Below are 12751 nucleotides of genomic sequence, written 5' to 3'. Positions count from 1 at the left end.
GTAAGTGTCGTTAGAACGACACTTACCACTCACGACCAACCCGCCCGCCCCCCCAACTAGCGCCCGCTCTCAAACTCAGCCTCGAACTCATCGATCTCGTCCTGACCAAGCTCAAGAAGCGCGACATCCGACGAGACAAGCTCCACAGCCGCAGGCGAACCCGCGCCCCGCTCCACGACCGCCGCGATCCCCGCGGGCGTCCTCTGCTCGAACACCTCGCGCGCACCGAAGGCCATTCCCGCGCGGTGCGCCCGCGCCGCCAGTTGCATCGAAAGGATCGAATCCCCGCCCAGTTCGAAGAAACTGTCGTCCGCGCCGGCCCGCTCCAGGCCGAGCACTTCGGCGAAGAGCGCGCACAGCAGCCGCTCGGCCTCCGTGACCGGTTCCCGGCCCGAAACGCGTTCGTTGAAGTCGGGATCCGGCAGCGCGTCCCGATCCACTTTCCCGTTGGCTGTCAACGGAAGCGCGTCGAGCACCACCACGGCCGCGGGCACCATGTACTCCGGAAGCCGGGCCGCGACGGCCTCGCGCACCGCGGCCACGTCCACTCCGGACTCCCCGGCGGCGGTCACGTAGCCGATGAGTCGTTTGCCGGACGCGCTGTCGCGGGCCATCACCACGGCCTGCCCCACCGACTCGTGTGCCACCAGTGCCGCTTCGATCTCGCCGGGTTCGATGCGGAATCCCCGCACCTTCACCTGGTCGTCGACGCGACCGGCGAACACCAGTTCCCCGTCGGGGTTCCAGCGCACCAGGTCCCCGGTCCGGTACATCCGGTCACCGGAGCCGGACGGATCGGCCACGAACCGCGTCGCGGTCAGTCCCTGCCGTCCCAGATACCCCCGTGCGACACCTTCGCCGGACACGTACAGCTCGCCCACCGCACCCGGCGGCACCGGCCGCAGCCACGAGTCCAGCACGAACGCCCGCAGGTTCGTCATCGGAGTGCCGATCGGCACCACGTCGCCGGGCGGAGGCGCCTGCCCGGGTTCGAGCCGGTATTCGACGCACCCGACGGTCACCTCGGTCGGCCCGTATTCGTTGACCACGACGGTGTTCGGGTACGTCCGGCGCCACTGAGCGATCGTGTCGACGGACAGTTGTTCGCCACCGAGCAGCAGATCGCCCGGAACGGCGCTTTCCCGGGAACCGGTCTCCAGGGTCTTCAAATGGCTTGGCGTGGCCTTGAGGAACACCGCCGGGGCGCTGTCCACCGTGCCGATCAGGTCTTCCAGCGCACCGACCTGAACCGCTCCCCCGACGGTGAACGGCGTGAGCATCGCGGTGACCGTCAGGTCGAAGGCGATCGACGAATGCAGCAGCGATCGTCCCCGCAGCCCCGGATACTTCCGTCCACAGTGGAACAGGTAGTTCGCCAGGTTCCGATGGGTCACGACGACGGCCTTGGGACGGCCGGTGGAACCCGAGGTGTAGATGAGGTACGCCGGATGACGCGGGTCCAGCGGTCGAGCGCGGTCGGCGTCGGTGACAGGCGCGCTGTCACGGCCCGCCAGGTCGCCCACCGTCTCAGGATCGTCGATCACCACCGCACCGGCGGGCGACGCCGTCAGCGCGGCGGTGGTGATCACGAGCGCCGGCGCGGCGTCGTCGAGGATGTAGGCGACGCGATCGGCCGGATAGACCGGGTCGATCGGCAGCCAGGCACCGCCGGTCTTGGTGATCGCCAGCACCGTGACGACCAGCTCCGGTGACCTCGGCAGCATCACCGCGACCAGGCTTTCGGGCCCGACGCCCCGCTCGATGAGCAGGCGCGCCAGCTGGTTGGCGCGGGCGTCGAGTTCGGCGTAGGACAGCGACAGGTCTTCGGAGATCACCGCGGTCGCTTCCGGGGTGGCGGCGACCTGCGCGGCGAACGATTCCGGCAGCGTCCGGTCCGGCACCGGCACCGCGGTGTCGTTGCGCGCCGCCAGCTCCCGCTGTTCGGCGCCGGACAGGATCGGCACCGCCGCGAGCGGCGTCCGGGGATCGGCGACCACGGCTTCGAGCACCCGCGTGAACCGGGCCAGCACGGCGGCGGCCTGCTCGGTGGTGAACAGCGCGGGCTGGTGCTCCAGCCGCAGTCGCAGAGTGTCGCCCGGGACGACAGCCAGCGCCAAGGGATAGTGCGTGGCGTCGGCGGCGGTCATTCCCTGTACCCGCAACCGATCCTGGTCCGCCTCGGCGGCCCCGGCCGGTTTGGGGTAGTTCTCGTAGACGACGAGGGTGTCGAACAGTTTGCCGAGCCCGGCAGCCTGCTGGATGTCGGCGAGCCCGACGTGGTGATGGGCCAGCAACGCGATCTGCTCGTCCTGGACTTCCCGCACCAGCTCGGCGAAGGTGTGCCCCGGCCGCATCCGGACCCGGACCGGGACGGTGTTGATGAACAGTCCGACCATGGTCTCGATCCCGGGCAGCTCGGCCGGGCGCCCGGACACCACCGCCCCGAACACCACGTCGTCGCGTCCCGTGATCGCCGCCAGCACCAGGCCCCATACCGCCTGCAGCATCGTGCTGACCGTGACCCCGCACTCGCGGGCCCGCGCCGCCAGCGCGTCGGCGAACACCTCGTCCCGTTCGGCCCACATCTGCCCGGGCACCTGGACCGGAACCTCCCGGTCCACCGCGACCAGGGTCGGTTCCGGCAAGCCCGACAGGGTTTCGCGCCACGCGGAGATCGTCGCGTCCCGATCGGTTTCGCGCACCCAGGCCAGGTACTCCCGATACGGGTTGACCGGCGCCGGCGCTCCGTCGCGGTACAGCGTGAGCAGTTCGTCCACCAGCAGCGGTGTCGACCAGCCGTCGAGCAGGATGTGGTGGTTGGTCAGCACCAGCCGGTGGCTGTCGGGACCCAGGGCAACCACCGTGAACCGCACCAGCGGGGGCTTGGCCAGGTCGAACGGCCGTGCCCGGTCTGCCGCGGCCACCGCCGCCGCCTCGGCCTCCGGATCCGCCGACCCGGCCACGTCCACAAAGGACACTGGCACCTCGACGACGCCGGGGATCACCTGATAGGCGGTCCCGGAGGCGGCGTGCCGGAATCCGGCGCGCAGGTTCGCGTGCCGGTCCACCAGTCCGCGCACCGACTTCCGCAGCTGCCCGAGGTCCAGCGGACCGGTCAGCTCCAGCACAGCCTGCGCGGTGTAGACGTCGACGCCGTCACCGCCATAACCGGCGTGGAAGGCGAGACCGTGCTGCAGCGGCGAAAGCGGCAGCACGTCGGTCACCCCACCGGCGTCGGCGTATTCGGCTTCGAGGGCCTCGATCTCGGCCTGCTCCAGGTCGACGAGGGTGAAGTCGGACCCGGTGTGCCCGCCCGCGGCGGGATCGTCCGCCTGACGGGCCAGCCCGGACAGCATGTCGAGCCATCCCTGGCCCAGCTGCTCGACCTCGGCCTCGTCCAGTACACCGTCCTGCCACTCCAGCATGAGCGTCAATTCGGGACCATCAGGCAGATCCTGGACGATCGCGTTGGCTTCGAGCGCGTGCGGCAAGCCCATCCCGGCTTCCAGCGAACTGCCGATGTCACCGACAGGCTGCCAAGCCCGCACACCGCTCTTCTCACCGGCGGCGAACCTGCCCATGTAGTTGAACCCGATCCGCGGCGACGGCGAGTCCGCCAGCACTGGACCCGTCACGTCGTTGAGGTACCGCAGCAAGCCGTAGCCGAGCCCGTCGCCGGGCACGGCCCGCGACTGCTCCTTGACCAGCTTCAGCAACCGCCCGGCCGCCGGGCCACCGGCGAGCGCGTCCGCCAGATCGGTCCCCGCCACAGCCAGCCGCACCGGGTGCGCGCTGGTGAACCAGCCCACCGTCCGGGACAAGTCCGTGCCGCCGACCGGGTGGCGGCCATGGCTTTCGACGTCCACCAGCACCGCGTCCCCGCCGCGCCGGCGCGTCACCGCTCCGGCCAGCCCCGCAAGCAGGACCTCGTTCACCCCGCAGTGGAACGCCACCGGAACCCGCCCGACCAACGCCGACGCCTTGGGCACCACCCACGACCGCGAGCGCACCTCGCCTTCCGAAGCCTTGCCAGCCGGCTGATCCTCTTGCCCGAGGATCGCCTTCCACGCCGCCAGCTCACCGACCCGCTCCGGGGAGACCGCCCACTCCTTCAGCAGTCCCGCCCATCGCCTGAAGGACACGGCCACCGGCTCCAGCACCGGCTTCCGTCCCGCGGCCGCCGCCTCGCAAGCCACCTGGAGGTCCGAAAGCAGAACCCGCCACGACACCCCGTCGACCGACAAGTGGTGTGCCACCACCAGCAACCGCCCCGGCTGATCCGGTCCGGCGTCCAACCACACAGCCTGCGCCATCACCCCCGCCGACGGGTCCAACCGGCTCACGGCGTCTCGCGCCGCGTCCGCCACGGCCTCGTCCGGCGAACGACCGTCGAGCCTGACGCGCGTGACCAGCCCGGCCACGTTCACCGACCCGCGCTCGCCCACCACCAAACGACCGTCGATTACCCGCGCCCGCAGCATGTCGTGCGTCTCCACCACAGCCGAGAACCCGGCCAGCAGCGTCTTTTCCGTCAAATCCGAAGGCGCTCCCACGACCATCCACTGCGCGAACCACGGCCCCGCGACACCGTCCCCCAGCAGCCGCGTCACCGGTGTCCAGGCGACCTCGCCCACACCGTCGGTCTGCGGGGCACGACCTTGCTCCGGCGGCGTCGAAACCTCCGCCAGCTGCGCGATCCGCTCCGGGGTCTTGCCGTCGAAGACGTCCGCCGCGGTGAACGTCAGCCCCGAACGCCGCGCCCGCGCCGCCAGCTGCATGGAGAGGATGGAATCCCCGCCCAGATCGAAGAAACTGTCGTCCACCCCGACCTGTGCCAGGCCGAGCACGCCGGCGAACAGCTCGCACATGGTCCGCTCGGTCTCGGTGGCGGGCTCCCTGGCGGGCGCGCCGGTGGCGAAATCGGGATCGGGCAGCGCGCGCCGGTCGATCTTCCCGTGCGCCGTCAGCGGCAGGACGTCCAGCGCCACCACCGCCGCGGGCACCATGTACTGGGGCATGCGCGACGCGAGATGCGCCCGTACCGCCTGCGTGTCGATGTCGCCCGGCGTCACGTAGGCGAGCAGTCGCTCGTCGCGAACGGTCACCGTGGCCTGGGTGACCCGCGGGTAGGCGGACAAGGCGAATTCGATCTCGCGGGGTTCGACCCGGAAGCCGCGGATCTTGACCTGGTCGTCGGCCCGCCCGGCGGACACCAGTTCGCCGTCGTCGGTCCAGTACGCCAGGTCCCCGGTCCGGTACATCCGCTCGCCGGGGGCGAACGGGTCGGCGATGAACCGCTCGGCCGTCAGCGCCGGACGGCCCAGATAGCCGCGGGCCACCCCGATCCCCGCCAGATATAGCTCTCCGGTGATCCCGGGCGGCAGCGGACGCAGGAACGAGTCCAGCAGATAGCCGCGCACCCCCGGAACCGGCCCGCCGAACGGGATAGGCTGCTGCCCCGGCGACAACGGCATGCTCATCGTCGCGCAGATCGTGGTCTCGGTCGGCCCGTAGGCGTTGATCATCCGCCGCTCCCCGGACAACCGGTCCACCAGACCGGGCGGGCAGAGTTCCCCCGCCGCGACCACGGTTTGCACCCGAGCGGGGAACACGTCGACGGTGGCCAGCACCGACGGCGGAGCCTTCACCTGCGTGATGGCCCACCGTTCCAGCGTTTCGGACATCGCCATCCGCGGCGGCAGCTCCTGCTCCGGCGGCACCACCAGCGTCGCTCCCGACAGCAGCGCCATCATCACCTCGGACACGATGGTGTCGAAGCCGAGCGCCGCGAACTGCAGGACCCGTGACGCCGGGGTCACCCCGAACCGGTCGATATGCGCGAGCGCCAGGTTCCCCAGCCCGGTGTGGGTGACGACGACTCCCTTCGGGGTTCCCGTCGACCCCGACGTGTAGATCACGTACGCCGCACTGCGCGGATCCACCTGCGGCAGCTCGGCTTCCGGACCCGCCGTCAGCTCGACCTCGTCGATCACCAGCAGCCGGTCCGCGAACTCCGCGGGCACCGCTCCCCGCGTCGCTCCCGCGCACACCACCAGCGTCGGATCCGCGCTCCGGAAGATCGTTTCCTTGCGCTCGTCCGGATACGCCGGGTCCACCGGCACGAAGGTGCCGCCCGCGAGCATGACTCCCAGCATGCCCACCGTCCACCAGGACGACCGGCCGACCACGAGGCCGACCCGGGATTCGGACCCGACACCCTGAGCACGCAACACCGCCGCGAACTTCAGCGACCGTTCCCACAGCTCCGCGTAGGACAACTCGCCGGCGCTGTCCACCAGCGCCACGCCGTCCGGCTGTTGCGCCGCCATCCGTCCTACCAGCGTCGGCAGCGGCTCCCCCGCCACCAACGGCGGGGCCCACTGGCGTACCTCGGCCGTGCCGACGCCGATCCGCCCCACCGGGGCCGCCGGATCCGCGACCACCGCGCCGATGGCGCCGACGAACCAGTCCAGCAGCGAGTCGGCGACGGCTTCCGGGACCTGTCCCTGCCAGTAGCCGAGCTGGATCTTGAACCGGTCCCCCGGGGTGATGCCGAGGGTCAGCGGATAGTGCGTGCCCTCGATCGTGCGCAGATACTTGTACTGGCCGGCGTACTCACGCGGGTAGTTCTCGACCACCAGCAGCGTGTCGAAGGTCGCGCCGGGTCCGGCCGCCTTCTGGATCTCCGGCAGCCCCAGATGCTGATGCGGCATGAGGGCCAGCTGACGGCCGTGCAGATCGGTGAGCATGTCCGCGACCGCTTGGCCGCCGTCCAAGGCCACCCGGACCGGCATCGCGCTCATCAGGAGGCCCGGCATCGACTCGATGCCCGCCAGTTCCGCGGGCCGGGTCGCGACCATGGTGCCGAACACCACGTCGGTCCGGCGAGTGAGCCGCGCCAGCACCATCGCCCAGGCGGCGTGCACCACCGTGCTCGGCGTCAGCCCGCGCTCGCGGGTGAACTCCAGCAGCCGGGTGTGCAGCTCCGGCGACAGGTGGGTGACGCGGTAGTCGTAGTCCGTCGCGGGGGCCGCCGACGCGATCAGCGCGGGCTCGCCGAGGTCGGACAGTTCCGCCCGCCAGGCCTCGCGCGCCGCGTCCTTGTCCTGCCGGTCCAGCCAGGCCAGGTAGTCCCGGTAGGAGGCGCCGCCCCGGAGTCCCGGCAACGGGCCGTCCGACGTGTACGCCTCGAAAGCCTCGTTGAGCAGGACAGCCACCGACCAGCCGTCGACCAGGATGTGGTGGATGACGACCAGCAGGCGATGCCGGTCCTCACCGACCCGGACCAGCACCAGCCGGACCAGCGGCGCAGCGGCGAGGTCGAACCGCTTCGCCTGTTCCCGGACGGCAAGGGCCTCGAAGGCCGCGTCGACGTCTTCGGCGCCGGTCAGATCCTCCGTTTGCCAGGGCAGGGTGACGTCACTGTGGACGGCCTGCACCGTCTTGCCCGACTCGAGCCGGTGGAAGGTCAGCCGGAGTTCGACGTGCCGCCGGACGATCGCTTCCCACGCGGCCCGCAGCCGGGTCTCGTCCAGTGGCCCGGTCAGCTCCAGGATCACCTGCACCTGGTAGATGTCGGGACCCTGGTCGTCGAGGATCGCTTCGAACAGCAACCCCTCCTGCAGCGGGGACAGCGGCCAGATCTCGTCGGCGCCCGGAGCGGCGATCGCCAGCTCCGCCTCTTCCGCTTCGGTCAGGGTGAGCAAAGGGCCGTTGTCAGGCCTGTCGGACGGGAGGTCGCGCACCACGGCCGCGAGCCGGGCGGGAGTCGTCTCCTCGAAGATCTGGGCGGGCGTCACCAGGAAGCCCGCCTTGGCCGCGCGTGCCGCCAAGCGCATCGCGAGGATCGAATCCCCGCCCAGTTCGAAGAAACCGTCGTCGACACCGGCCCTGTCGAGCCGGAGCACTTCGGCGAACAGTCCACAAAGGACGCGTTCGGCCTCGGTGCCGGGTTCACGGCCCGTGGTGCTCGCCGCGAACTCGGGCGCGGGCAGCGCCGCCCTGTCCACCTTGCCGTTGCCGGTCAGCGGCAACGCGTCCAACGCCAGCACGACAGCCGGAACCAGGTATTCCGGCAGTACCGCACGGAGGCGCTCGCGGACGAGAGCGGGATCCACGTCCTCGGCCACCACGTAGCCGACCAGCCGTCCGTCGATCGCCGCCACCACGGCGTCCTGGACGTCCGGCTGGGCGATCAGCGCGGCCTCGATCTCGCCGGGTTCGATCCGGAACCCGCGGACCTTGACCTGGTCGTCGGCCCGGCCCGCGAACAGCAGCTCACCGTCGGCGGTCCACTGGGCGAGGTCCCCCGTCCAGTACATCCGCTGTCCCGGTTCGGACGGATCCGCCACGAACCGCTCCGCCGTCAGCCCGGCGCGGCCGAAGTAGCCCTCGGCCAGGCTGCCGGAAAGGTACAGGTCGCCAACGACACCCGGCTTCACCGGCCGCAGCGACTCGTCGAGCACCCGGACCCCGCGCCCCGCCAGCGGACGTCCGATCGGCAGGACCGAACCCAGGACGTCACCCGGCTCCAGCAGCTGCCAGGTCCCGCACATCGTCGCTTCCGTCGGGCCGTACATATGCCGGACCCGCGCGCGGGGGCAGGCTGCCCGCACCCGCTCCACCGCGTGCACGGGCACCACGTCACCGCCGGTCAGCACTTCGCGGAAGGCCGCGAACGATTCCGGCGATTCCTCCGCCACCGCACGGAAACTCCCCGCGGTCAGGTACGCCCTCGTCACCCCGGCCCGGGCCGCTTCCCGCAGGCGCCGGGCGTCCACCGCGCCCGGCTCGGCGATCACCACCCGCGCGCCGGACGCCAGCGGCGTCCAGACCTCGAACAGGGACGCGTCGAAGGCGTGCGGCGAATGCATGAGGATCGCTTCGCCGGGCTCCATCGCCCAACCGGGATCCCGCACCAGTTCCGCGACACTGCGCTGCGAGATCGCCACGCCCTTCGGCGTGCCCGTCGAACCGGACGTGTACATCACGAACGCCAGGTCCTCCGGGCGCACCGCCTCGGCGGGCACGTCGCCCGCGTCCTCGTCCGTGACGGCGTCCGCTTCGAGCGACGCCGTCCCCGCCGGGACGGCGGCCCGCGTGGCGGCCGAGCACACCGTCAGCGCGGCCGCCGAATCCGACACCATGAATTCCACGCGCGGCGCGGGGTAGGCGGCGTCCACCGGGACGTACGTCGCCCCCGCCTTCCACACGGAAAGCAGCGCCACCACCAGATCCGCGGAGCGGCCCATCATCACCGCGACCCGGTCGCCGCGGCGGATGCCCCGGCAGGCCAGCCGTCCGGCCAGCCTGCCCGCGTCCTCATCGAGCTGCCGGTACGTCAGAACCCGGTCACCGTCGACCACGGCCACCGCGTCGGGTGTCCGGTCCACGTGCGACGCGAACAGCTCCAGCACCGTCCGAGTGGTCCGCGCTGCGGAATTCATCGTCAACCTCCGAAACCCATGTATTGGATCGCCGGTTCGGGCTCTTCCACTTCGGCTTCTTCGAGCTCCGGCTTGGGCGCGTCGCGGTCCGGGTTGGCGAACTGCGTGCGGTAAAGCTCGGCGTAGAGACCACCCGCCGCCAGCAGCGAGTCGTGCGTCCCGCTCTCCCGGACCCCGCCGCCGTCGATCACGAGGATCTGATCGGCCTCGCGGATCGTGGACAACCGGTGGGCGATCACCATCGAGGTCCGGTCGCGCAGCGCGGTCTTGAGCGCCCGCTGGACGGCGGCCTCCGATTCGGAGTCCAGGTGAGCGGTGGCCTCGTCGAGTACGACGATCGAGGGCGCCTTCAGCAGCAGCCTGGCGATGGCCAGCCGCTGCTTCTCCCCGCCCGACATGCGGTAGCCGCGATCACCCGAGACGGTGTCCAACCCGAGCGGGAGAGACTCGATCAGGTCCCAGATCTGGGCCCCTTTGCACGCCTCGACCAGCTCTTCCTCGGTGGCGGTCGGGCGGGCGTAGAGCAGGTTCTCCCGGATCGTGTCGTGGAAGAGGTACGCGTCCTGGCTGACCACGCCCACCGTGTCGCGGAGCGACTCGAAGGTGAGGTCCCGCAGATCGTGCCCGCCGACGCGGACCGTCCCGGAGTTCGGGTCGTACAGCCGGGAGACCAGGTGGGTGATGGTGGACTTCCCCGCGCCGGACGGGCCGACGAGCGCGGTGAGGGTGCCGGCCCGCACGTGGAAACTCACGTCGCGCAGGACGTCCGGCGACACTTCGCCGCGCTCCCGCTCGGTCCGCAGGTGCTCCAGCGACGCCAGCGAAACCTCGTCCGCGGTGGGATAGCGGAACCGGACGTTCTCGAACTCGATGTCCGGCGCCTTGTTCTTTTCGAGGTCGACCGCGTCGGGGCGTTCCCGGATCAGCGGCTTCAGGTCGAGCAGCTCGAAGACCCGCGAGAAGCTCACCACGACGGTCTGCGCGAGCTCCTGCATCCCGGACAGCTGGGTGATCGGCCCGAACAGCCGCGAGAGCAGGGTGGCGATGGCGACCAGCGTGCCGAGCTGGAACGCCCCGGCGAGCACGAGCCCGCCACCGATCCCGTAGACGAGCGCCGTGGCGAGCGAGGCCATCAGCGCCATCATGACGAACGCGGTCCGGCCCCAGACGGAAAGGCTCACGCCGATTTCGCGGATCTTGCCGGACCGCTCCTTGAACTCGGCCATCTCCTCGGCCGGGCGGCCGAAGAGCTTGGAGAGCATCGCCCCCTGGACGTTGAACCGCTCCTGGAGAAGCCCGCCGAGGCCGGTGTTCGCGTCCATCTGCGCCACGCTGCGCTTCTGGATCACCCGGCCGACGCGGATCCAGGGCACCAGGAAGATCGGGATCAGCACCAGCGTGATGAGGGCGACGAGCCACGAAAGGTAGATCAGCTCGGCCAGCACCACCACGACCATGACCACGCCGGTGGCGGCCATCAGCAGCCCGGTGAAATGCTGCTGCGCCATGATCAGTTCCGAATGCAGCCTGCCGACCAGGATCCCGGTCTGGGTGCGGGTGAAGAACGCGATCGGCAGCCGCCGGACGTGTTCGAGCGCCTGCACCCGGAGGTCGTAGGTGATCCCCTCGCCGATCTTCCCGGAGATGTAGCCGGACACCAGCGCCAGCGCCGCGGCCACGAAGGCGAGCCCGGCGGTGATGCAGGCCATCAGGACCACGACCCCGACGTCGTTCTTGACGATGCCTTCGTCGATGAGTTCCTTCAGCAGCAACGGAGTCGCGACGACGATCAGCGCCTCCAGTGCGGCGACGAGAACGAAGAGCGCCACCTTGCCGATATGCGGGCGGAAGTAGGTGAGCACCCGGCGCACCGTTCCCTTGTGGACCTTGGTGACCCAGGGATCGGGATCGTCATCGCTCTTGTCCACCCCCCCGAACCGCAACACCACGTCCATTCGGTCACCTCTCTCACACGCCAAGTCGGCGATCTCAATCGTGCTGAATCGGGTCGATGTCCACGAGTGGTCCAAGCGAGCACTTTCGGCACTTGGACGCGTTCGTGAAGGCCTTGCCGCAGGGCGGAAGCGGGCGCCCCACCGGGAACCGTCGTTTCGCCTAGCGTCCCGTGGAACCTGCCGGGTCCCGGCAGCCCGGTGTACCGGGGATCCGGCCGTGACCCGCCACGCCACGCCAGAGCAGATCCGTCACCCCTGCAGGATCGCCGGATCGCAACGCCGAGGCCGCCACCGCGAGATCCGCCGCGATCCGGTCGAGCACCCCGGCCACCGCCACGGCGTTCCCGGAAAGAATCCGCTGCCACAGCAAGGGATCCCCGGCGGCGATACGCGTCACGTCGCGCAACCCCTGCCCCGCCAGGCTCAGCGCGACGTCGTCGCCTCCCTGCAGGCTCGCCGCCATCGCCGACGCCACCAGATGCGGGGCGTGCGACACCAGCGCCACCGCCGAGTCGTGCTCGGCCGCGCCGACGGTGACGGCCGTCGCCCCGCACAGCGTCACCAGCTCCCGCGCCCGTCTCAAGGCTTCCGCGTCCGTACGGAGCCCGGGGCAAAGCGCCCAGGGACGGCCCTGGAACAGCTCGGCGCGGGCGGCGGCCGGGCCGGACCGCTCGCGGCCGGCGAGCGGATGTCCCGGCACATAGGACGTCAGGTCGCAGCCGAGCCGCTCCGCGTCGGCGATCGGGTCGGCCTTGACGCTGGCGACGTCGGTGTAAGTCCTTGCGGCACCTTGTTTCTGCAGCTCGGCCAGCCGTTCCCCCACGAGGTGCGGCGGTACGGCGATCACCGCGACGTCGGCTTCCTCGCCTGCCCATTCCCGCCCCGCGCCGAGCTCCCGCGCCAGCCGGACGGCCCGCCCGTCGATGTCGGAGAGGTAGACCGTCACGCCCTTCTCGCGAAGGGCCAACGCGGCCGAGGTGCCGATGAGTCCGGTGCCGTCGACAAGCGCGCTCTCGATGGTCACTCCTACTTCTTAGGCCGTGCTCCGGGGGATGTCGAGCCGCGGGGCCTTGGCAGTTGTCGAGGGGTAAGGCCACCGGGTCAGATTGGTGAAGGGGACTTTCGCCGCGCCACCCCACTGTCCTGAAGGCCCCCTTCAGGACGTTGAACGTCTTCAAAGAGGCCTTCACGACACCGAGCCCCCGACCCCGGGTGTGCGCCCAATGTGGCATTGGGGACACCTCAACGGCACCTTTGCCTTACCCCTCAACAAAAAGAAACGGGGCGAGAAGGACCTTCACCGCATGTCGCGCGGGAAGATCCCCTTCGCCCCGATCACCGGCGAAAGCC

General features: G+C 70.6%; 3 protein-coding genes. All 3 read right to left on the bottom strand.

Annotated features, from left to right (window positions below; genetic code table 11):
- Positions 1-56 precede the first annotated feature (56 nt).
- The 3 genes from ACFOSH_RS27950 to ACFOSH_RS27940 all read right to left on the bottom strand — a co-directional run bounded on the left by ACFOSH_RS27950 (position 57) and on the right by ACFOSH_RS27940 (position 12425).
- On the bottom strand, positions 57-9446 hold the full coding sequence (locus tag ACFOSH_RS27950; RefSeq protein WP_378242041.1) for an amino acid adenylation domain-containing protein: 9390 nt from the start codon (positions 9444-9446) through the stop codon (positions 57-59).
- Between the two features lie 2 nt (positions 9447-9448).
- Positions 9449-11401, bottom strand: a complete 1953-nt coding sequence (locus ACFOSH_RS27945; protein WP_378242040.1) for an ABC transporter ATP-binding protein — start codon at positions 11399-11401, stop codon at positions 9449-9451.
- Positions 11402-11561: 160 nt separating this feature from the next.
- Positions 11562-12425 carry a prephenate dehydrogenase gene (locus tag ACFOSH_RS27940; RefSeq protein WP_378242039.1) on the bottom strand — a complete coding sequence of 288 codons (864 nt, stop codon included), beginning with the start codon at positions 12423-12425 and terminating at the stop codon, positions 11562-11564.
- Positions 12426-12751 lie beyond the last annotated feature (326 nt).

It is taken from the genome of Amycolatopsis speibonae, from assembly GCF_042647925.1.
Lineage (GTDB): Bacteria > Actinomycetota > Actinomycetes > Mycobacteriales > Pseudonocardiaceae > Amycolatopsis > Amycolatopsis speibonae.
This window is presented reverse-complemented; position numbering and strand designations above follow the sequence as displayed.

Coding starts and splice junctions, on each gene's coding strand:
- ACFOSH_RS27950 (WP_378242041.1), bottom strand. CDS start 9,446: ATGAATTCCGCAGCGCGGACCACTCGGACGGTGCTGGAGCTGTTCGCG.
- ACFOSH_RS27945 (WP_378242040.1), bottom strand. CDS start 11,401: ATGGACGTGGTGTTGCGGTTCGGGGGGGTGGACAAGAGCGATGACGAT.